Annotated in this window: 18 protein-coding genes and 1 other RNA gene; 7 read left to right on the forward strand and 12 right to left on the reverse strand. The window is 70.3% G+C overall.

What is annotated here, in order from left to right; genetic code table 11:
- Positions 1-249: 249 nt before the first annotated feature.
- Positions 250-1524 (reverse strand): hypothetical protein, encoded by a 1275-nt coding sequence (locus tag ACZ7LK_RS03050; RefSeq protein ID WP_392276568.1) that lies wholly within the window; start codon positions 1522-1524, stop codon positions 250-252.
- 244 nt (positions 1525-1768) lie between these two features.
- Here ACZ7LK_RS03050 and ACZ7LK_RS03055 point away from each other — a divergent pair, with 244 nt between their 5' ends.
- The 4 genes from ACZ7LK_RS03055 to ACZ7LK_RS03070 are packed head-to-tail and all read left to right on the forward strand — an operon-like array spanning position 1769 to position 5596.
- Positions 1769-2584 (forward strand): Nif3-like dinuclear metal center hexameric protein, encoded by an 816-nt coding sequence (locus ACZ7LK_RS03055; protein ID WP_392276569.1) that lies wholly within the window; start codon positions 1769-1771, stop codon positions 2582-2584.
- Complete coding sequence (locus ACZ7LK_RS03060; RefSeq protein ID WP_469464448.1) at positions 2581-3324, forward strand: zinc ribbon domain-containing protein; 744 nt, start codon at positions 2581-2583, stop codon at positions 3322-3324. The genes ACZ7LK_RS03055 and ACZ7LK_RS03060 overlap by 4 nt, the downstream gene beginning before the upstream one ends.
- Positions 3324-4739, forward strand: a complete 1416-nt coding sequence (locus ACZ7LK_RS03065; protein WP_469464424.1) for a bifunctional RNase H/acid phosphatase — start codon at positions 3324-3326, stop codon at positions 4737-4739. Before ACZ7LK_RS03060 ends, ACZ7LK_RS03065 begins: the two co-directional genes overlap by 1 nt.
- Positions 4736-5596 carry a GNAT family N-acetyltransferase gene (locus ACZ7LK_RS03070; protein WP_471138110.1) on the forward strand — a complete coding sequence of 287 codons (861 nt, stop codon included), beginning with the start codon at positions 4736-4738 and terminating at the stop codon, positions 5594-5596. Before ACZ7LK_RS03065 ends, ACZ7LK_RS03070 begins: the two co-directional genes overlap by 4 nt.
- A 45-nt stretch (positions 5597-5641) precedes the next feature.
- Here ACZ7LK_RS03070 and eda read toward each other — a convergent pair whose 3' ends face one another.
- Positions 5642-6268: a bifunctional 4-hydroxy-2-oxoglutarate aldolase/2-dehydro-3-deoxy-phosphogluconate aldolase gene (eda, locus tag ACZ7LK_RS03075; RefSeq protein WP_471138112.1), complete on the reverse strand. Its 627-nt coding sequence runs from the start codon at positions 6266-6268 to the stop codon at positions 5642-5644.
- Between the two features lie 66 nt (positions 6269-6334).
- Positions 6335-7099, reverse strand: coding sequence for a peroxide stress protein YaaA (gene yaaA / locus ACZ7LK_RS03080; RefSeq protein WP_469464426.1), 765 nt, complete (start codon positions 7097-7099; stop codon positions 6335-6337).
- A 110-nt stretch (positions 7100-7209) separates the two neighbouring features.
- Here yaaA and ACZ7LK_RS03085 point away from each other — a divergent pair, with 110 nt between their 5' ends.
- Complete coding sequence (locus tag ACZ7LK_RS03085; RefSeq protein WP_471138114.1) at positions 7210-8652, forward strand: RNB domain-containing ribonuclease; 1443 nt, start codon at positions 7210-7212, stop codon at positions 8650-8652.
- On the opposite strand, the gene ACZ7LK_RS03090 is transcribed toward ACZ7LK_RS03085, so the two are convergent.
- Positions 8603-9640 (reverse strand): hypothetical protein, encoded by a 1038-nt coding sequence (locus tag ACZ7LK_RS03090; RefSeq protein ID WP_471138115.1) that lies wholly within the window; start codon positions 9638-9640, stop codon positions 8603-8605. The genes ACZ7LK_RS03085 and ACZ7LK_RS03090 overlap by 50 nt on opposite strands.
- Before the next feature lie 8 nt (positions 9641-9648).
- Positions 9649-10464 carry a MerR family transcriptional regulator gene (locus ACZ7LK_RS03095; protein WP_392276576.1) on the reverse strand — a complete coding sequence of 272 codons (816 nt, stop codon included), beginning with the start codon at positions 10462-10464 and terminating at the stop codon, positions 9649-9651.
- Positions 10465-10618: 154 nt separating this feature from the next.
- Here ACZ7LK_RS03095 and ACZ7LK_RS03100 point away from each other — a divergent pair, with 154 nt between their 5' ends.
- Together ACZ7LK_RS03100 and rnpB are read left to right on the forward strand one after the other, a co-directional pair.
- The gene (locus tag ACZ7LK_RS03100; protein WP_471138117.1) at positions 10619-11197 is read left to right on the forward strand and encodes a Uma2 family endonuclease; all 579 of its coding nucleotides are present in this window, start codon (positions 10619-10621) and stop codon (positions 11195-11197) included.
- A gap of 33 nt (positions 11198-11230) precedes the next feature.
- Positions 11231-11631, forward strand: an RNA gene (rnpB, locus tag ACZ7LK_RS03105) — RNase P RNA component class A.
- 198 nt (positions 11632-11829) lie between these two features.
- Here rnpB and ACZ7LK_RS03110 read toward each other — a convergent pair.
- From ACZ7LK_RS03110 to ACZ7LK_RS03140, 7 genes are all read right to left on the reverse strand, one after another.
- The gene (locus ACZ7LK_RS03110; RefSeq protein ID WP_471138119.1) at positions 11830-12372 is read right to left on the reverse strand and encodes a hypothetical protein; all 543 of its coding nucleotides are present in this window, start codon (positions 12370-12372) and stop codon (positions 11830-11832) included.
- Positions 12373-12685: 313 nt separating this feature from the next.
- Positions 12686-13990: a DNA sulfur modification protein DndB gene (locus tag ACZ7LK_RS03115; RefSeq protein WP_471138121.1), complete on the reverse strand. Its 1305-nt coding sequence runs from the start codon at positions 13988-13990 to the stop codon at positions 12686-12688.
- 25 nt (positions 13991-14015) lie between these two features.
- The gene (locus tag ACZ7LK_RS03120) at positions 14016-14618 is read right to left on the reverse strand and encodes a hypothetical protein (protein WP_471138123.1); all 603 of its coding nucleotides are present in this window, start codon (positions 14616-14618) and stop codon (positions 14016-14018) included.
- Positions 14619-14758: 140 nt separating this feature from the next.
- Entirely contained in the window at positions 14759-15592 is an 834-nt protein-coding gene (locus ACZ7LK_RS03125; RefSeq protein ID WP_471138124.1) for a phosphoadenosine phosphosulfate reductase domain-containing protein, read from the reverse strand.
- A gap of 2 nt (positions 15593-15594) precedes the next feature.
- The gene (locus tag ACZ7LK_RS03130; protein ID WP_471138126.1) at positions 15595-19158 is read right to left on the reverse strand and encodes an ATP-binding protein; all 3564 of its coding nucleotides are present in this window, start codon (positions 19156-19158) and stop codon (positions 15595-15597) included.
- Positions 19155-20252: a DUF4007 family protein gene (locus tag ACZ7LK_RS03135; protein WP_471138128.1), complete on the reverse strand. Its 1098-nt coding sequence runs from the start codon at positions 20250-20252 to the stop codon at positions 19155-19157. Before ACZ7LK_RS03135 ends, ACZ7LK_RS03130 begins: the two co-directional genes overlap by 4 nt.
- A 58-nt stretch (positions 20253-20310) precedes the next feature.
- Positions 20311-21483 (reverse strand): cysteine desulfurase family protein, encoded by a 1173-nt coding sequence (locus ACZ7LK_RS03140; protein WP_471138130.1) that lies wholly within the window; start codon positions 21481-21483, stop codon positions 20311-20313.
- Between the last annotated feature and the right edge of the window lie 210 nt (positions 21484-21693).

Below are 21693 nucleotides of genomic sequence, written 5' to 3' on the forward strand. Positions count from 1 at the left end.
CGTCCCGGGGGATCCCCCCGGAACGGCCCCTCCGCTCTGTCGTCCCGTCAGACCGCGCTGTGCTGCGGGTCCTTGCGGTGGCGGCCGTGCGGCCGCGTCGACAGGTCCTCCGTCGACGCGGCACCCCCTCGGTGCTTTCCGGAGCCACCGGCGTCCCCCTGCGGTCGCCCGTGGGTCGTGTCGGTGCTGGCTTCAGACATGTGGGAAGTCACCCCGTAGTGATCGCTGATGTTGGTGCGGCCCGAGAGTCTATCCGCGGGCTGTGCGGCCGGTGAGCGGTGCCTGCTGCAACGGCACCGGCTTGCACACACCAGGAGTCACCACGCCCGCGGACGGTTCCCCACCAGGGCATTCCGGTTGTGCCGATCGTGTGGCCGGATGCGGTACGTCCCCTTCCCGCGCCGCCGGTCCGGGGCCCGTCGCGCTCCCCGCCGCCCCGTCCGGCGCCTCCTCCGCCCCGGCCCCGGCGCCCTCCGCGCCGGACCCCTCCGCGCCGGACCCCTCCACCCGCGTCGCCACCACGCGCGCCAGGCCGCACGGCACCGCCCCGGTCACGTACGGCAGCCGCAGCATCCCCTCACGGGTCCACGCCCCGGCCCCCGCCAGCCACCCGCGGGGCGCGGCCAGTTGGTGCAGCCGCCGTTCCGCCGGCCGCCACACCCCCACCCAGCTCCCCGACGCCCCGTCGATCCGCAGCGCCACCGCGCAGGCCTCCGGCGTCAGCGTCTGCCCCGGCTGTATCGCGAACGGCGTCACCGCCGCGTCCGGCAGCCGCAGGCACTCCGGGAAACGCACCGGCAGCATGCTGCCCAGGACCGCCCAGCCCAGCCGGTGGTGGCCCGGCGACGGGGCGTCGGACCGGATCAGCAGCAGTCCGCTGTCGGGGTCCGCCAGCAGCACACGGTCGTCGCTGCCGTCGGCGATCTGGAGCAGCGGGGTCACTTCCCCGCCCCGCTCCAGGTCGACCGCGACCGACTTCACCGGCCCGCCCCCGGCCGGCCGGCGGTCCAGCGCCAGCATCCGGCCCGCACGGTCCAGCCACGCCCCGCCGGTGCAGCGGCCCGCCACCTCCGCGACGTGCTCGGGGCCGCCGCCCGCCCCGCCCGCCACCCGCCAGACGCCGGTCGACCGCTCGCCGGCCGTCAGCGCGTAGGCGCACGACCCGTCCGGCGGGGGCGGCAGCAGCCGCAGCGCCGCCGACTCCACCGCGCCCAGCGGCAGTTCCCCGGTGCGCGGCCCCGTCGGGTACAGCAGCGAGAAGACGTACCGCCCGCCCGTCCTGCGTCCGATCAGCACCCGGCCGTCCACCAGGGGGAGCAACTGCGCGTGGGGGTCCTCGGGCTGTGCGGCGGGGAGCGGCACCGCGTAGGGCTCCGGTCCGTCCAGCGTCCACCGCTCGGGGAACAGGGCCTCGCCGTCGCCCGCCAGCCGCGCCGCGTAGGCGCCGTTCGCCGCGATCGTGAAGCCCGGACGCGACACCGCGTCGTCGTCCTCCGCGGCGGTCTCGATGGCACAGGCTGTCATCGACTCGTCACCTCCGGCGACCGAAAGTAGTTTTCGTACCTACAGCCGAACAATGGGGACTACCGCGCTTCACCTATAAGGGTGGCGATGTCCCGGTTCGCCTGAGGGGCCGGAGACGGGTGTGCTGCCGAGGGGCTCCACCAGGGTCGCGGGGGCCGCCCCCGGGGCGGGCCCGGAGGGCGCCGGCAAGGGGCCGGACGGCGCAGGTGCGGGGCGGGAAGGCGGGCCAGGTAGCCTTTCCCCCGTGCCCCGTCTGTCTGAAGTCATCGCCGAGCTCGACGCCCTCTGGCCGCCCGAGCGGGCCGAACAGTGGGACGCCGTCGGCACCGTCTGCGGCGACCCCGACGCCGGCGTCACCCGGGTGCTGTTCGCCGTCGACCCGGTCCAGGAGATCGTGGACGAGGCGCTCACCCTCGGCGCGGACCTGATCGTCACCCACCACCCGCTGTACCTGCGGGGCACGACGACGGTCGCGGCGGGGCACTTCAAGGGCCGCGTCGTCCACACGCTCATCAAGAACGACATCGCGCTGCACGTCGCGCACACCAACGCCGACACCGCCGACCCCGGCGTCTCCGACGCCCTCGCCGGCGCGCTCGACCTGCGCGTCACCGGGCCCCTGGTGCCCGCGAACGGCCTCGGCCGGATCTGCGAGCTGGACCGGCCAGAGACGCTGCGCGAGTTCGCCGCCCGGGCCGCGAAGCGGCTCCCCGCCACCGCGCAGGGCATCCGCGTCGCCGGAGACCTCGACGCCCCGGTGCGTACCGTCGCCGTCAGCGGCGGCTCCGGCGACAGCCTCTTCGACGCCGTGCGCGAGGCGGGCGTTGACGCGTTCCTCACCGCCGACCTGCGCCACCACCCGGCCTCCGAGGCCACCCAGCACTCACCGCTGGGGCTGGTCGACGCCGCCCACTGGGCCACCGAGTGGCCCTGGTGCGAGCTGGCCGCCGCCCAGCTCGACGAGATTTCCGACCGTCACGGCTGGGGCCTGCGGGTCCACGTGTCGAAGACGGTCACCGACCCGTGGTCCCACCACTCTTCTTCTGGAGCCCCCAACTGAACGCCGCGCCCGCCGACCAGATCCGACTCCTCGACGTCCAGGCCCTCGACGTACGCCTGTCGCAGCTCGCCCACAAGCGCAAGTCCCTGCCCGAGCACGCCGAGATCGAGTCGCTGACCAAGGACCTCAGCCAGCTCCGCGACCTGCTCGTCGCCGCGCAGACCGAGGAGAGCGACTGCGCCCGCGAGCAGACCAAGGCGGAGCAGGACGTCGACCAGGTGCGCCAGCGCGCCGTCCGCGATCAGCAGCGCCTGGACTCGGGGGCCGTCTCGTCCCCCAAGGACCTGGAGAACCTCCAGAAGGAGATCGTCTCGCTGGCCAAGCGCCAGGGTGACCTGGAGGACATCGTCCTGGAGGTCATGGAGCGCCGCGAGTCCGCGCAGGAGCGGGTCGCCGAGCTGACGGAGCGCGTCTCCTCCGTCCAGTCCAAGGTCGACGACGCCGTCGCCCGGCGGGACGCCGCGACCGAGGGGCTCGACGGCGAGGCCGCGTCGGTCACCAAGGAGCGGGACCTCATCGCCGGATCCGTGCCGGCCGACCTGATGAAGCTGTACGAGAAGATCCGTGAGCAGCAGGGCGGGGTCGGCGCCGCGCGCCTGTACCAGCGCCGCTGCGAGGGCTGCCACATCGAGCTGAACATCACCGAGGTGAACGACGTGCGGGCGGCCGCGCCCGAGACCGTCCTCCGGTGCGAGAACTGCCGCCGGATCCTGGTGCGCACGGCGGAGTCGGGCCTGTAATGACCGCCGCGCGGGAACTGATCGTCGAGGCCGACGGCGGCTCCCGGGGGAACCCGGGGCCGGCGGGGTACGGGGCGGTGGTCCTGGACCCGGTGTCGGGGGAGCCGCTGGCGGAGGCGGCCGAGTACATCGGCGTCGCCACCAACAACGTCGCCGAGTACAAGGGCCTGGTCGCGGGGCTGAAGGCGGCGCGCGAGCTGGCGCCCGACGCGACGGTCAGGGTCCGCATGGATTCCAAGCTGGTGGTCGAGCAGATGTCGGGGCGCTGGAGGATCAAGCACCCCGACATGAAGCCGCTGGCGGCGGAGGCGGCGCGGATCTTCCCGCCGTCGCGGGTGACGTACGAGTGGATCCCGCGCGAGCGGAACAAGCACGCGGACCGGCTCGCCAACGAGGCGATGGACGCGGGCAAGCGCGGCCGGCAGTGGCAGCCGTCCACGTCGACGGCCGCCCTGGACGCCGGCGCCCGCCCGGACGCCCTCGACGCGGCCGCGGCCCGCGTGGTCGGTGACGCGGCCGCCGGCGCCGCCCGAGCCCGCGCCGCCCTCGCCGCCACGACCACCGGCGGATCGGCCCCCACCACGCCGGCGGGCGGTACGCCACCCGCCGGCGCCGCCCCGGCCGGCCCGGCCACCGCCGGCCCTGCCTCCGCCGGCGCGGCGCCCGGTGACTCCGCGCCCGCCGGCGCGACGCCTGCCGGCCCTGCGACCGGCGGGTCCGGGGCCGACGAGGGCGCCGGGGCGGCGGGGCGGGATGCCGCGCCGTCGACCGGGTGGGGCGCCGCCGCGGACCTGGGCGCGCCGGCCACGTTCGTCCTGCTGCGGCACGGGGAGACCGCGCTCACGCCGGAGAAGCGTTTCTCCGGCAGCGGCGGCACCGACCCCGACCTGTCCCCGGCCGGCCGGCGGCAGGCCGACGCGGTCGCGGCCGCCCTCGCGGCCCGGGGCACCGTCCAGGAGATCGTCTCGTCCCCGCTGGCCCGCTGCCGGCAGACGGCCGCCGTGGTCGCGGCCCGCCTCGGACTGGACGTCCGGATCGACGACGGCCTCCGGGAGACGGACTTCGGCGCCTGGGAGGGCCTGACGTTCGCCGAGGTACGGGAGCGCTACCCGGACGAGCTGGACGCCTGGCTGGCCTCCCCGAAGGCCGCCCCCTCGGGCGGTGAGTCCTTCGCGGCCGTCGCGCGCCGGGTCGCGGCGGCCCGGGACCGGCTGACCGCCCGCCACGCGGGCCGTACGGTCCTGCTCGTCACACACGTCACGCCCATCAAGACGCTGGTCCGGCTGGCGCTCGGCGCCCCGCCGGAGTCCCTGTTCCGGATGGAGCTGTCCGCGGCGTCGATCTCGGCGGTGGCGTACTACCGCGACGGCAACGCCTCCGTCCGGCTCCTCAACGACACGTCCCACCTCCGTTGACGTCCCCGGCGGCGACGGGCTGGCGGCTCACCGGCGACGTCGCGGAGTTCCACCGGGAGGCGGGCGCCTATCTGGAGGCCGACCCGGCCCGCAGCACGGCGCTGCTGACCGTCGGCGAGACCGTGCGGCGGCACGGCCCCGGCGCGTTCGGGGCCGGAAGCGCCCGGTTCGGCTGGTGGCGCCGTGCCCCCGACGGCCCCGTGGAGGGGGCGTTCGTCCGGACCGCGCCCCGCCCCCCGCTGCTGGGGCCCATGCCGGAGGAGGCCGCCCGGCGGCTCGCCGAGGCGCTGCGCGGAACCGGTGTCACGGGCGTGAAGGGCGGCGACGGGCCCACGCAGGCGTTCGCCGCCGCGTGGACGCCGCCGGGCGGGACGTGGACGATCACCCACCGCACCCGGCTTCACCGCCTCGGGGACCTCACACCGCCGCGCCCCGCGCCCCCGGGCACCGCGCGGCGGGCCACCGCCGAGGACGTACCGCTCACCGCGGCGTGGATGCGGGCCTTCGCCGCCGACATCGGCGAGGACCCGGCCACCGACCACACGCGGAACGTCGCCCGGCGCGTCGAGCACGGCGGGCTGTACGTGTGGGAGGTGGCGGGGCGTCTCGTGTCCATGGCGTCGCACTCTCCGCCCGTCGCCGGGCAGTCCCGGGTGTCGCCCGTCTACACGCCTCCCGAGCTGCGCGGCCGGGGGTACGCCGGGGCCGTCACCGCCGCCGTCAGCCGCGCCGCCCTGGACGCCGGCGCCCGGCAGGTTCTGCTGTTCGCCGACGTCGCCAACCCCACCAGCACCGCGCTCTACCAGCGCCTGGGCTACCGCCCGCTGAGCGACCACGTCGACATCGCGTTCGCGTGACGTGGGCGCCTGGGACGACGACCGCGACGGCGGGCGGCCGGGCGGTCAGCGCCGGAGCGCGGCGGCCTGCCGGGCCAGGGTCTCCACCCGGGCCCAGTCGCGGGCCGCGAGGGCGTCGGCGGGCAGCATCCACGTACCGCCCACGCAGCCCACGTTCGGCAGCCGCAGGTACGCGGGGGCCGAGTCGGGGAGGATGCCGCCCGTCGGGCAGAACCGGGCGGCCGGCAGCGGACCGGCCAGGGCAGCGAGGTACGCCGTGCCACCCGCCGCCTCGGCCGGGAAGAACTTCATGTCCCGCACCCCCCGCTCCAGCAGCGCCACGACCTCGGACGCCGTCGATACACCCGGCAGGAACGGCACCCCCGACGCGTCCATCGCGTCCAGCAGCCCGCCCGTCCAGCCGGGGCTCACCAGGAACCGCGCCCCGGCGCTCACCGCGTCCGCCACGCCCCGCGCCGAGACGACCGTGCCCGCGCCGACCACCGCGCCCGGCACCTCGGCGGCGATCGCCCGGATCGCGTCGAGCGCGGCGGCGGTCCGCAGCGTCACCTCGATCGCCGGGAGCCCGCCCGCCACCAGCGCGCGGGCCAGCGGTACGGCGTCGGCCGCGTCCTCGATGACGACGACGGGCAGGACGGGGGCGTGGGCCAGCACGGACGGCGCGGGAGTCATGCGCCCATCGTCCCGAGGACCCGCATCACCCGCAACGAGCGTTGCGGAGCGTGCAACGCGTCCGGTTCAGTGAATCTCCGCCACCAGCACGTCGAGCTTCCCCGCCGCCGGGATCTCCACCTCGTACCCCAGCTCGCGCAGGGCGTCCGACAGCTCGGCCGGCGTCCCCGGCACCGCGCCCGCCTCCAGCAGGCTCCGGACGATCCGCCCCTTGGTCGCCTTGTTGAAGTGGCTGACCACCTTCCGGGTCGGGGCGTGCAGCACCCGCACGGTCGCCGTCCGCGCCGCCACCTCCCCCTTGGGGCGCCACGCCGTCGCGTACGCCGCCGACCGCAGGTCCAGCACCAGCCCGTCCCCGGCCGCCTCCGGCAGCACCTCCGCCATCGGCGCCCGCCAGTACGCCCCGAGCGCACCGAGCCCCGGCAGCTTCACGCCCATCGAGCACCGGTACGACGGGATCCGGTCGTCGACCCGCACCGCGCCCCACAGGCCCGAGAAGACCAGCAGCGACTCCCGCGCCCGCTCCCGCGCCGCCGCGCCCAGCGTGGCCAGGCCCAGCGCGTCGTACAGCACGCCCGTATAGACCTCACCGGCCGGCCGCGCCCCCGCCGTCCGCAGCCCGGCGTTCTTCGCCACCTCGCCGCGCAGCCCCTCGCTCAGCCCCAGGACCTCCCGCGCCTTCTCCTCGTCGGCGGCGCACAGCTCCACCAGCTCGTCCAGCACGGCCGCCCGCGCGGGGGCGAGCCCCGGCAGCGACAGGGAGCCCGGCTCCAGCGGCGCACCGTCCCCCGACGCGGCCTTTCCTTCCGAGGGCGGCAACAGCACGAGCACGGTGGTTCTCCTTCGGTACGTACGGGAACGGGGATGCGGCCCCGCGCCAGCGTACAAAGCGCCACGGCGCACGACATGCCACCCGGTGCCCCGGGCCCTACGCTCGACCCATGCCCCGCCGCCAGATCCGTGTGACCGGCGCGGCCCAGGCGTCCCTCCGGACCGCCCTGCGCGCGCTGCGTACCGAGCTCGCCGTCCCCGACGCCTTCCCGCCCGCCGTGCTCGCCGAGGCCGAGGAGGCGGCCCGCTCCCCGCGCCTGCCCGAGCGGGACGCGACCGACCTCCCCCTCTTCACCATCGACCCGCCCGGCTCCACCGACCTCGACCAGGCCATGCACCTGGCGCGCCGCGCCGGCGGCGGCTACCGCGTCCACTACGCCATCGCCGACGTCGCCGCCTTCGTCACCCCGGGCGGCGCGCTCGACGAGGAGGCGCACCGGCGCGTCCAGACCCTCTACTTCCCCGACGGTCGCGTCCCCCTCCATCCCGCCGTCCTGTCCGAGGGGGCCGCCAGCCTTCTGCCGGACCGGACCGTGCCCGCCCTGCTGTGGCGCATCGACCTCGACGCCGACGGCCGCCCCACCGCCACCGACGTACGGCGCGCCCTCGTCCGCAGCCGCGCCCGGCTCGACTACGCGGGCGTCCAGCAGCGGCTCGATGAGGGCACCGCCGGGGAACCGCTCTCCCTCCTCCGCGAGATCGGCACCCTCCGCGAACGGCTGGAGGCCGAACGCGGCGGGATCTCCCTCCAGGTCCCCGAACAGGAGATCGTGGCGCGCGACCACGCCTACCACCTGGAGTACCGCGCCCCCCGCCCCGCCGACGCGTGGAACGCCCAGATCTCCCTGCTCACCGGCATGGCCGCCGCCGACCTGATGACCGCCGCCGGCACCGGCGTCCTCCGGACCCTGCCGACCGCCCCCGACGGTGCCGTCGCCCGGCTGCGCCGGTCCGCCAAGGCCCTCGGCATCGCCTGGCCGCACCACGTCTCCTACGCGGCCCTCGTCCGCTCGCTCGACCCGCACGACACCCGCCACGCCGCGTTCCTCCAGGACTGCACCACCCTGCTGCGGGGTGCCGGCTACACCGTCTTCACCGGCGGCGACACCCCGGTGCCGGCCGTCCACGCCGCGGTCGCGGACGAGTACACGCACTGCACCGCCCCGCTGCGCCGCCTCGTCGACCGGTACGCCGGCGAACTGTGCCTGGCCGCCGCCGCGGGCCGGGAACCGCCCGGCTGGGTCCGGGAGGCCCTGCCCGGCCTGCCGCGCCGGATGGCGGAAGGCTCGCGCCGGGCCGGCACCGTCGAGCGCGAGTGCGTCGACCTCGTGGAGGCCGCGCTGCTGAAGGACCGGGTGGGCGAGGTCTTCGAGGCGTACGTCGTCGACGTGCGCGACCGTGACCCGGCGGCCGGCACCGTCCACCTGGAGGAACCCGCCGTGGTCGCCCGCGTCGAGGGCGGCCCCGACCCCTTGCCGCTGGGGGAGCGGCTGAGGGTACGGCTCACCCAGGCCGACCCGGGCCGGGCGAAGGCCCTGTTCGTCCCCGCGTGAGCGCCCGCCCTGGGTCGTGTCCGTAAAGTCTCGGCTGGCCGCGGTGTCCCGCACGCGCGCTCGCGGCGTTGTCGCCGGTCGTCATGGTCCCCCGTAGCCCTTCGGGCACGGGAGGTGCCCCCACCGCCATGACTCCCTCCTCCGCCTTGCGATCGCACGCACCGGACGCCGCGGTCCCCGCCCTCCGGGCGGACGCCGATACTTTCCGGACACTCCCTAGCGCCCCCACCAGGGCCCGCGGATCATCGGCGTGGCACCGCACCAGGCGTACCGGGTACGGCCTGCCCAGCAGCCGCACGGCGGTGACGGGTTCGGCCAGCTCGACGGTGACGGACGTCTGCGAGGCCACGGCCAGGTTCAGCACGCCCTCCTCCTCCTCGTGCGAGAAGCGGAGCTCGTGCCGTACGGCGGCGATCCGCTCCAGCGGCACCGCCAGGTCCACGTGCGCCCCCTGCCGCAGCCGCAGCACCGCCCCGTCCAGCAGATGGGGCCGGGTCACCGACGCCGCGTGCAGCCCCAGCACGAACAGCACCGTGTACACGTCCAGGACCAGGAACACCGCGTGCACCACGGGCCACGACGCCAGCAGGTACGCCATGCCGACCGTCTCCACCACGCACACGAAGGCGAACCCATACAGGTACGCCGCCTGGTCGCGCGCGTGCCCGAACGCCCGGACACCGGCCCGCCCGGTCCCGTCCGGCCGCCGCGCCGCCCACCGCACCAGGCTCACCATCAGCCGCAGCTCGTGTCCCACCAGCCGCGCGACCGGCTCCGGCACCCGTGCGCGCTGGGCCTCCCGCCGGCCGTACCCCCGCCGCCGCAACCGTATGTACAGCAGCAGCTCCGTGCCCAGCAGGGCGGCCACCGCGACCTCCGCCCCCGCGACCACGGCGCCCGGTATCCGTACCCCCGCCACCAGGCACACGGCCAGCACCACCTCGGCGGGCAGCAGGGCGTAGGCCACCGCCCGGACCGGCCGCCTCATCGGCCGCCTCACCGCGCACGTCCCGCGGCGATCCGCAGCGCCCGCCGGACGACCTCCGCCTGCGCGGCCGAGAAGTCCGCGAGGAACACCCGGGAGAACGCGGCCTCCTCTACGCCGCCCAGGTCCGGCACCACCTCGTCCGGCAGCAGCTCCGCCAGCGCCCGCGCGGTGTCCTCCACCCGTACGTCGTCGGCGGCCGCGTCCGCCAGCGCGTCGAGCCGCGCGTACACCTCGTACGCCCGCTCCATCGCATCCGGCGTCCCGGTCACGGCCCGTACGGCGTCCAGGAGCCGGGCGCCCTCCTCCTCCGGCACGACCGTCTCCAACAGCACGAGCACCTCCCGGTCCCGCGCCGCCATCGCCGGCTCCGGCCCCGGCAGCCCGGCCGACACCCCGGCCATCCGCCCGAACAGCTCCGCCAGCCCCGGCGACACCGGCCCCTCCGCCGGCAACCGCCCCGTCCGGGCCTGCTCCAGCAGCGCCCCGAGCCGCTCCCGGCGCGCCGAGATCTCCTCCTGCTGCCGTGCCAGGTCCGCGTCCAGCTCCTCCAGCACGTCGACCAGCTCCCGTCCCGCCCCCGAGCTCTCGGCTCCGCTCGGGCAGGGGGGACCCCCACCGTCCGCCAGCACGTCCCGGACCTCGTCCAGCCCCAGTCCCAGCTCGGTCAACCGCCGGATCCGGGCGAGCAGGACGGCGTCGCGCAGGGTGTAGTCCCGGTAGCCGTTGGCCCGCCGCCGGGGCTCGGGCAGCAGCCCGAGGTGGTGGTAATGGCGTACCGCCCGCGTGGTGATGCCGACGAGGCCGGCGATCTCTCCGATCCGCATGGAGCCAGTAGAAACGTTGACGCTGCGGCAGGGTCAACCGCAATCACGCGCCCGTCCTCGATCATGTGCCACGATCGAGGGAACGACTCCCATCTCACGGACGGGCGGCCCGGCGATGTCCCAGTCTGACGAGCGACCGAGGAAGGGGCGTGACATGACTGCCATGGCACATGAACCGCTCACGCAGGCGGATGTCCTGCTGGAGGGCTTCCTGGCGTTGGAGACGCCGGAGGGCTTCCGGGCCGAGCTGGTCGAGGGGGAGATCGTCGTGACGCCACCGCCGGACGGCGACCACGAGGACTACAACAGCCTGATCGTCAAGCAGGTGATCAGGCGGGGTCGTACCGATATGGACGTCTCCGGGAACAAGGGCCTGAAGCTTCCCAGTGGGGGCAGTTGCCCCAGGAGCCACCTCATGCCCGACATCACGTTCGCCCCCGCCGAGCTTCGTCTCTTCCGCGGCGCCGAATCCTGGATGCCGTGCGAGGGCGTGGCGCTCGTCGTCGAGGTGACCTCCAGTCGGCCCCAGCGCGACCGGGAGACCAAGCGCCGCTGCTACGCGCGCGGAGCCATCCCGCTGTATCTGCTGGTCGACCGGGAGTCCTCCTCGGTGACGCTTTTCAGCGACCCGGGGAACGAGGACTACCGTCAGGTCCTCACCGTCCCGTTCGGCAAGCCGCTGCCGCTTCCCGACCCGTTCGGCTTCGACCTGGAGACCGCCGACTTCGTCTGACGTCCTTCCCGGTACCATGGTCGGCACGGCAGACGAGCCGGGCGGACGGCCGCGTGGAGACCCTTCGGGGCCTTCCCGAGGAACGTCCGGGCTCCACAGGGCAGGGTGGTGGCTAACGGCCACCCGGGGTGACCCGCGGGACAGTGCCACAGAAAACAGACCGCCGGGGACCTCGGTCCTCGGTAAGGGTGAAACGGTGGTGTAAGAGACCACCAGTGCCCAGGGTGACCTGGGCAGCTAGGTAAACCCCACCCGGAGCAAGGTCAAAAGGGGACACCTCGGTGTCCCTGCGCGGACGTACGAGGGCTGCCCGCCCGAGTCCGCGGGTAGACCGCACGAGGCCGGTGGCAACGCCGGTCCTAGATGGATGGCCGTCGCCCCGACGACCGCGAGGTCCCGGGGCACAGAACCCGGCGTACAGCCCGACTCGTCTGCCCCCACCTGGGGCTTTGCCTCGGAAAGGGCCTCTGACCTGCATCGGAGGCCCTTTCCGGTCTTGCGGGGGCTTGCCGCGTTATGCGGCGGAAAGTCCCTCGGAAGTCCCTCGGACAGCACTGAAAGCCCCTGAAAAATCCCTGGCGCAGAGGCGCGGAGGACGCCTCCGACCTGGGGCAACCATGTTTCCTCTGGCCTCAGCGCGTGGCCTGCGGGAGCTGGGCGCAGCGGGTTGCAGCGCTCGTCGTCGAGATCGTCGAGACCCACCGGAGATCGCTGGCTCGTGCGAGGTCCTCGCGCGAGCCGACCCGGACCTCGACGCCGCCGCGGATCCCAAGGACTCCTACGCCGCGCATGTCCCGGGAGAATCCGTCGTACAGCTCCACAGTGTCCGGGTCGAGCTTCAGGTTGACAACGAGCAGCCGCTTGCGCGGCTGCAGGCGCACCGTGGCGACGTTGTTGATCCGCCGGTAGGCGATGTAGTGGAGCTGGGGCTCCTTGAGTACGTCCCGGTGTGCCAGCAGCAGCTCGTCGAGGTCCGCGTACAGATCCTTCAGCTCCTCGGGCGCCTCGTCCAGGTACTGCTGGACCGACTTCGGCGCCGCCGACGCGACGCGGACCGATCCCGACGTTCCACCCCGCGGAGGGGTGCGCGTTCCGCCGGCCGACGCGATGAGCTGCAGCGTGAGCACGTCCTCGAAGACCCGGTACGTCACCAGGTCGATCCGGTGGCCTATCATCTCCACCGCCACCGTGTCATGGCGCGTGAAGGCCCCGGCGACGCAGATATCAGCCTCTGCAGCTCGACCTCCACCCCCACGGCCGCACCCGGCACCTCCGTCGCCTGCCCGCCTCTCACCCGGAAGACCTTCAGGTTGCTCACCTGCCTCCCTCCACATTCGTGCTGACTCACCAGTCGCACAATCCAAATGTGGAGGGCGCTATTCCCGGCATGTGTGGACCCCGGTCTCGGGAGCGGTGAGACCGGAGCCTCTTCTCCCGCGCGCCAATGACGACGGGTTCACGGCTCTGATGGGTCCAGCAGATCTCCGGTCAGGCGTCCTCTGCGGGGAGGGCTTCAAGCAGTTCGTCCACGGGGACCGGGTACTTCGTCTTCATCAGGTCCGAGTAAGAGCGAACGGCGCGTGTGATCTGGGCCTTTGACCTAGGTGACATGTGAACGAGCAGCAACTCGTAGAGAAGCTGCCCGTTATCCTTTGCCGTGGCCATTTTGCCCTGCTTAGGGCCATCAGGGGTCTCAATCCAGCAGGAGGAGAACGGAGCCGCTGACATGCGCCAGTCGAGATCTGCAAGCCGCTTCATCAGCTCGGGCCACTCCAGCGTTCCTTGCTCCAGGAAGTGACGTACTGCCCTGGCCACCTGCACCTGGACGATCGGACGCATGAAGGGGTGTCCTGCTCCATCGCGGCCCTTTGGAGCTCGTACATCCTTTGGTGTTACAGCATCCGTGTAGCGGCGCCGAAGGTTTCCGCAAGCGTCGAGAAGTTCCTGCATACGAGTGGCCAGGATCTCGTAGCTCTGATCCAGGATTTCATCTGCTGCGCGCTGCGCCGACCTTCCGGCGGCGCAAGGAAGGTCGAATCCAATCTCCTTCACGATGTCGTACAAGACTGGGATGCTGCTCCATGCGGGGCTCGTTGATGACACCTGGCGTGAAGCGAGCCTGAGTTCACCGTCGTCTTTGCCAACCTTAGTGAACACGTTGACCACGTGGGCCTGGCTGAGGAAGGCATCTTCATCGAGAAGCCGTCGGGTCAAGATGGCGAAGCTGTCATCCTCGTCGAGTGCGATGTTCTCGCCGGCGCTGGTGGTCTTGGCGTTTCGGTTGATGTTGGTGAACAGTCGCCTCGTGCGCTGGCGTCCCTCCGGAGTGTTGAAATGAGGGACGACGATGACGGTGATGTCTTCGCTGCCAAGGTCGGGGTTTCTCTTGACCGCGTCTTTGATGGCCTTGAGCCGATGCTGGCCATCGAGCGCGAAGAATTGGTGCGTTCCGTCAAAGGTGAGGACCCCGAAGTTCCGATCGATACCCTCCAGTACAGCCTGGTTCGCTGCATCGTCGTCCATGGTCAGGGGGAGGTAGTCGGGGTGGCCGCCCCACACTGCCACGATCAGCGCGCCAAGGAATCGATTCTCGTTGGTCAGGAGGTATTCGGTAATGTCCTCGGTGCGATTTCCCACGCCTCGCTGAATCATCGTTCCTAGATCACGGTTTCCGCCAAGTTCGTGAGCGAAGTTGATCTCACGTGCCACTTGGGCGTAGCTCATGAGGCAGGAGTAGTAGGTCCAATTTCCCACTTTGGCCTCGAAGGCGGGAACGAACGTTTTTGATGCCATGGCGGTACCTCGATTTCGGTGGCGACTAGCTTCGGAGTGCCGGCTTGCGAGGGCCGGCTACCCGGGCACGCAGCTTGGGGCGCTTCTGTGCATTTGCTGGCGGGTTGTAGAGGTCGATCAACCGGGTTTCCAGATTCTCTATCTGAGACCGATCGGCGATGGTTGTGAACCAGTACTCCAAGGGCCGCAGCGTGAGGTAGTGAGTGAGGCGACCGCGCCGTGTGTCGGGAGGCTGGGTGGCCCACAGCGCCTCAGGGTTGCCACTGAGGTATTTCCTGTACTCCCGGTACCTGTTCCGAAGCGTGTTCCCCTGCTGTCCGGCTCCGCCGGCCTGCCCGATGTACAGGATCTGGTGAAAGTTGCTTGGCGAGTTGTCCGCCATGGCGAGTTTGAAGGTGGGCCGCCAGACGAACATGTAGAGCCCGGCTTCCTGAGGCAGGGAGTCTGCGAGGTTCTCAACGGCTAAAAGCCGCTCCCATGGCGCAGCGTGGACGTTCAGGTCGTCCTCGAGGACCTTGTGGGCCGGCTCGTCGAGCATGGGGACGATGCCGAGCTTGATCTCAACGGCCGGGCTAGGCTCGAGCCGGTGTCGGATCACGGAGTGACCGAGGTTGTGAGCGGTCGCCATGCCTCAGCCAGCCTCCACTGCAGTGACGGTAGATACGAGGGTGACCATCCTTGCACGCCCCACTGACAGCCGGTGAGATAAGACGAGAAAGCCCTGGTCGGTGATGGTTAGTCACCAACCAGGGCTCTTGCGGAACTTGCTCAGAGGTGGCAGACCGAGCAGCCCGCCTCGTCGTCGTCGCTGTCGAGAGCGTCTGACAGGACCTCCAGAAGCGGCCGGTTCGGCTTGACCCGCTTGGCCGCTCGTTCCATGGCGGCCTCGTGCTTCGCCTGGATCTCCTCGCGGCGCGCTATCAACTCGGGGAGCGATTCCCCCTGTGACCAGGTGTAGTCACGGCCCTGCATCGCCGTATGCCGGTACCGGACCTTGTCTTCGTAGGCGACGGCCTTGTCGTACAGCTCTGGGTGCCGGTCCTTGAGGCCGACCCACTCGTGCTTGCGCTGGAAGAAGCAGAAGTAGCAGCCCGAGCGGGTGCGCCACTCGTAGTAGCCGGGCAGCCCGATGCCAGCCTCGTCGAGGATGCGCATGACGCCGTCCTTGTCGATGCCGTCCTCGCGGAAGGGGAACACGGCCTCGATGTTGGGCTTGGTGCTGACGTAGCCGAGCCGGTTCTCATCCGCGCGGATGGCGACGTAGGAGATCACCTCGTCGTCGCCGACCCACTCCTCCAGCGGCTTGATCTTCAGATTCTTGGTGCACCAGCGCATCTGCGGACTCGGCAGGGTGCCCTGGTACACCTCCATCCAGTGATCGAAGTCGCGATCGGCGTTAAGCCGCACGATGGGCTTGCCGAGGGCTGCTTCGAGGCGGTTGAGGTACTCGTAGGTCTCCGGAAGCTCCGCTCCCGTGTCACAGAAGAAGTACTCCATCTCCGGAACCCGGTCGCGCATGTGGATCGCGAGGGCCGAGGAGTCCTTGCCCCCGGAAATGCCTAGGACGTGGCGGACCTTCTTGGGGTTTGTACCGTCAGGCATGGTCACTCAGTCCTTTCTGCTGCCGTCGTTGTTGCGGGCTCGGTGACGCGCTGGGCGAGAGCGGCGAGCAGGATGCGGGCGCCGTCGGGACCGAGCATCTTCTCAGCTTGCTCCAGGACACTGACAGCGAGGTCCTCGGCCTCCTGCCGGGATTGCTCCGGAACGTAGATCAGCGTCCGCTGTTCGGCGCCGTCCTTGTCGGTCAGGGTGAGGAGCCGCGCTTCGAGCGCCTCGCCCCTGTCGCCATCCGTCGGGCTTTGGTACAGGTGGCTCACTCGGTCGAGGGCCGCGGCCATCTCCTTCACCCGGCGGGGGAAGATGGTTGCGTCTGTGTCGGACCAGTCGCCGAGAGCGGAGTTCGACAGCCGTACGATCACCGGGTCGAGCCAGTCCTCGTCAGCCAATCCTGAGTTGAGGGCGATGGCAACGAATCCCTTGAGCTCCAGGCTCAGGGAGACGCCGGCGAAGCCCTCCAAGCGGGTGGCGAGTGCACGTCGTAGCGCTGGCAGCGAAGCAGGCAGGCGGAATTCCCTGCTGATGGTCTCAACAACTTCTGCTCGCAGGGCTTGCTCGGCACCAGAGATCTCGTCGACTGCAGCCGCGAGCCGGTCCGCATAGCCCTTGTTTCCCGGGGTGGCCCGGCGTGCCTCTGTGGTGATCGGGTCCATGCCGAGAGCCCTGGGCAAGGCATTGAACAGCAGATCGTCGGGGTCCTGCGCCACGAGCAGTGCTGAACGCACGGCGACTGCATCCGCGCTGATGCGCCGAGTGCGCCTGGCGTACGGGGTAAGCACCATCACCCTCTCCAGCAATGCCCTGGTGACCGCGAGCAGGGCCGGGTTGCGCAAGGCTTGGGAACGAGGCGATTCGACCTTAAGGGCAACAGACAAGCTCTTCACGACGCTCTGGCGCAGGCCGTCCCCGAGAGGGGTGAATTTCACGGCGAATCGCTGGGGAGCCTTGACCATGCGCTCAACGATGTCCGGCGTCAGCCGTGGCAGGTAGGAGCCGTCTTCGAAGAGCGCCACATCCTCGCTGCGCACGATGAGTGCCGTGACGACGAGCAGGGGCACCAGACCTGCCTTGACCCCGTAAGGCGGCACCATGATGACACGGATGATCTCATCGAGCCCGGTGCGCTGGTGCGCGTTAGTGAGCGCGGTCTCCAGGGCATTCCAGACAGGGAGGGTGTGAGGGTGCGCTTCGCTGGGCCGCGAGAACCCGTAAGGGAGGAAGGAAGTCGACGCGTCGTCGGGTGCACTGCGGTTTTCCCTGTGCAGGCCCATGTACTCCAGTGCACCGCTGTACATGGCCCGCTCGGCTGGGTACTTCTCGATCCCGAGGTGCCGTTCTCCAGACTTGAGGAGCATCGCGGTCAGCAGCTCGCGGCGGGACTTTGCGCCCTGGCTCGTGAGCTCGTGTCGGCCGAGCATCTCGTTGCGGATGTGTGGGGCGGCGGAGAACACCTGGTCGCAGGCAAACGACACGAGACCGCTGAGGCTTCGACCTCGAATCGTCTCGCCCTCAGAGGAATCGGCCGGCATGCCGGTGCGCCACAGCCGCCAGGTGGCGCTCGCGGACAGCGGGAAGAACGCTGCATCAAGCAGTTCTGTCAGCTCGCGTTGAGCGGCTGCCGCGCGTCCCTTGACCTCGCGTGCAGCGACGGGGTCCAACGATGAGTCCAGCAGCAGTTCTTGCAGGGCGACGAGGTAGCTCGCGGCGTTCAGGATGATCTCCGGCTCTTCCGTGACCCCTAGGATCACGGGAAGCGTGGAGTTCACCACCGGTCGGTCGCTGACCTTGCCCAGGTGGAAGAGAAGCAGACCGTCGGCCTGGTCGTTGAGCTCGTCCGGACCTTGGATGTTCTTCGTCTCAGCGCTGGAGACACGGACGAAGAACGCCCGCAGCATGCCTGTGACCTGGTTGTGGCGGCCAGCGGCGACGGCAAGCGGGAGATAGTCGCCCAGTCTCTTAATGACCGAGGGCGTGTCGAGGTGGTTGATGATCTCCTTGACACGGCCGTCGATGTCGAAGTCCGTGCCGCGCCACACCCGGTACTCGCCGCTGAATTGTCGATGAACGAGGAACCCTCGTGTCACCAAGTTCTGCAGCTGCTTCTCCAGGGTTGCGAATGCCTTGGGGTCTGCGCTCTCGGTGGGCTCGTGCAGGGCGAAATAGATCATCGCCGCAGTGGCACGCAGAGCGCCGTCGGCGTCGATGAGGTTGAGCATGCCAACGGTGCGCAGAAGCTTCTGGTCCGCGGGGGACATGCCGGCGGCTTCGTTGATGCGCGATTCGATCTCGATCCAGCGGCTGGCGTTGCTGGAGGCCAGCAGCGAGGTACGGCCGGAGTTGAGGAAGAAGTCGTACAGCTGCGGGAGCTGAATGGTGTCAGCCCGGCTGGGCTCGCGACTTGAGAACTGCTCCAGAGCGCGGCGCACCGTGTCGGGTTCGTCGCTGTTCAGGAAACCCGACAGGCTGCGGTCGTGCTGGCCGATCTGGGCAGCGAGCAGGGGGGCCGCGACGGCGGTCAGCGGGTGCAGGGGATAGAGGTCCTCGAAGTCTTGTGCCTTGAGGTCGACGAAGGCGTTGAGTCCGTGGTCGAGCCATGCAGCTTCTGCAGCTGCGGCCTGCGCTCGGATGAGCGTGCGCCCGGCATCGGATACACCGGACCGGTCGAGCCGGCGGCGCATCAGCTGGACCGCGTCGCCGAGATGCGGCGTGAAGGTGATGTCCTCGAACCGGCCCTGGATTTTAGCCCACTCGCGAGTCTGGAGCTGGCTGGAATGGGCGGCGTAGTCCATGAACGACATGTGCTGCAGCGTCATCATGAACAGCGGGAGTCCCTGGGGGCCGGCGCTTTTCTCAGCCAGTTCCTGCAGCAGGAACAAGTCGTCTTTGGCGCTGGTCAGATCGCTGTTTCCGGAGAGGTGCTCCAGCGTCTTGCCGAACTCGTCGATGATCAGCAGGAGGGGCTGCTGTTCGCAGAGGGCAACCACAGCGTCCAGGATGTCCTGTGACGTGGCTGTGGCGGGATCCGCGCAAGCGGCGAGGGCAGCTGTGACCGCCTTGGGCGTGCGGGTCTTCCAGCGGCGCCGTGCCGCGGTGTGAAGGGCCCGGGAAAGGGTGGCGACTAGAGGCTCCCGACGCGCGGTGGCAACGGCACCAAGGAAGCCCATAGGGGCGAGTTCCCCGCGACTGGCCGTGAGTCGGTGAACGAGGCCGATGCTGGTCGCACCGAGCACCGACTCAGCCTCGGTACGGCGGGCACCGTCAGGACCCAGGAGGGCTTCGATGAAGTTTGCCAAGGTGGACTTACCGGATCCGTAGGGTCCAGTGAACGACCACGATCGGGGGCGGCGACGGTCACCGAGCGCGTTGGCGACGCGATCGACGACATCGACGGCCCGCGCTCCGACGTAGGGGGTGTGCAGTCCGTCCTCGACGTCGCGCTCCAGGTTGGTGGAGCGCATCTGGGAGCCAACGAGGCTGATGCCGTGCGGGAACTGCGGAGTGGCGGGGGCCTTCTGAACAGAGCCAGGCCGCGTGGGGGTTGCGGTGGTCACACGGTCTCCTCGGTCAGGGCGAGCTGCGGGTCGATGATGTCCAGCTGCTTGAGCTCGCGCTTTTCAGCTTCGGCGAGCTTGGGGTACCTGCGAGCCCAATCCTCACGGGTGGGGAAATTCGGCCTGTCGCGGACGTTGTCGTACTGCTCGTCCAGCACGTCCCAGGCAAGATCGAATGGGTTAGACGTGAACGTCAGGCTCCGTTGGCCCACTGCCTCTACGAGCTGCAGTTCCTGGTGGCTAGCGGCGACCTTCCCCAGGGCCGCCGCGATGTCGGCCTCGCGGATGCGAAAGGCTCGTCCAGGAGCGCCGGGCTCGTTTGCCAAGCGCGCCAAGGAGATCGAGCCTGCATTGCGCGTCGTGCGGGCTGCGTAGTCCAGGCACGCGTAGGCGATGATGCGGGCTGGCAGGGAGGGGCGGGAACCGCTCGTGAATTCCCATTCGCTGTTGCCACGTTGGCCCACCTGCTCCAGCAGCCCGAGCTCACGGAACGGGCAGGAGAGAAGATCCTCGAATGCCCCCGGCGCCCCGCCCCTCAGTCGCTGAGCAGGGACGTACATCTTGGTGATGCAGTCGACGTCCTTGGCGATGGAGGCTTCCACCGGGCCTTCAGGGAACGAGAGGTTGACATGCCGCACGATGACCTGGGTCAGGTCCGCCAGCGTGAACCGGGAGAAGGGAGCCAGGTGGAACGCGACATACCACGAAGGTGCCCAACTCTTCGCCCCCGGCCGGGAAGACAGAAGCCACCAGTGAAGAAGCCACAGGCTGCCGAGCTCTTCCAGGTAGGGGTCGGCTCCATCCTCGTCAAGCAGCCACCGCGCCTCCCAGGTTGGGTAGGACAGCATGGCCCTGGAGTTGGTGTCGTCGCCGTAGTGCTCCCGGGTGAGCTTGAAGGCACGGGACCAGTAGCGCATGGCGTAGACCATGTTTTTGCCAACGCCGAGCTGCACGGGGGCATCATCCGCGAGGAATGCCTCGGGGTTGCTTTGCACCTGCATGTACGCCTTATGGAGCCACCCGAAGCGCGGCGCGAAAGTCTCGTGACGCGCGAAGGAGGAATGGGCGGCTTCGGCGAGCCGACTGTCTGACATGCGAGGAATCTCCGTGTACGTTCAGATTTTGGTGGGCGTCAGGACTGAATGCTTCAGGTCAGATCGGGATCGCCAAGGTGGTACGCACCTGCCGGACTGCGCGGATAGTGGAGGCGATGGCCTGATCGACATCGGCGCGTGTTGACGCGTACCCAAGAGAGAACCGGACAGTGGAGTCTGCCTCTTCCCGGCTACGGCCCATGGCCAGGAGTACGTGGCTCGGGCTCGGTGCACCGGATGAGCACGCACTTCCTTCGGAGGCAGCGACATCTGGCATCGCGGTGAGGACAGCGTCGGCAGGGGCGCCGTGGAATGTGATGCTGGTAACACCAGGTAGCCGGTATTCGAGCGCACCGTTGATCCGGCAGTCGCCGACCTGCTCAACGAGAGCACTCTCCAGCAAGTCACGGAGGTGTGTGACCCGTGCGATCTCTTCCGCCAGGCTGCGGTGCGCCGCTGCCGCTGCTGCTCCCGCCCCCGTGATGCCAGCGACGTTGAGTGTCCCGGCTCGCCAGCCGCGTTCTTGCCCTCCGCCGAAGATCAGCGGGTGGTACGGGAGTGAGATGCCACGACGGACAAAGAGGGCCCCCACTCCTTGCGGGCCGCCGAACTTGTGAGCTGACAGAGACAGCAAGTCCACGTCGACGTCGGCGAGGTCGATCGGTAGCCGGCCAACCATTTGCGTGGCGTCGGTGTGGAAAAGAGCCCCCGCCGCATGTGCCGCTTCCGCAAGCGGTGCGAGGTCGGTCAGGACGCCCGTCTCGTTGTTCGCGGCCATCAGGGAAACGATCGCCGCGTCACCTGCAGACAGGGCGGCACGGAGGCCGTCTAGATCCACCAGGCCGTCCTCATCCACCGCCAACAGTCTGAGCGCGTCGGGCGCGGTTGCCGTAAGGTTCTTGGCGGTTTCCAGCACTGCGGGGTGCTCGACTGTGCTCGTAATCACAGTCCCGCCGGCGCTGTGAGCAGCTCGGAGCGCAAGGTTGTTGGCTTCGGTGGCTCCAGAGGTGAAGATGATCTCGCCAGGGGAGCAGTTCAACAGATCAGCGACTTGGCGGCGAGCCTCGTCTACCCGTTGCGCGGCGTCGCGACCGGAACGATGCGTGCTTGACGCGTTACCCACAGTCTGCATCGAGGTGAGAGTGGCCTCTCGCGCTTCGGGTCGCATGGGTGCCGTGGCGTTGTAATCGAGATAGGCCAGACCTGGACTAAGCGTCCGTTCTGTCACCATCCACCCCGCTTCTCTGTGATCCGTCTGCGCAACTGGTGGCTGCTCGCGTTGGCGTGGCAGCTTCCACCAGTCGTCAACGGAGATCCTAGCCGTGCGCAGATGCGGGTGGGACGCAGGCGCGGGCTTTCGAGCATTCGCAACAGTCGTGATGGAACGTATGTTCGCATCCTGGGGGTGTTCGTGACCACTGCTAAGCGCTGCGGCAGCTAC

Source organism: Streptomyces sp. NPDC039423 (assembly GCF_055598725.1).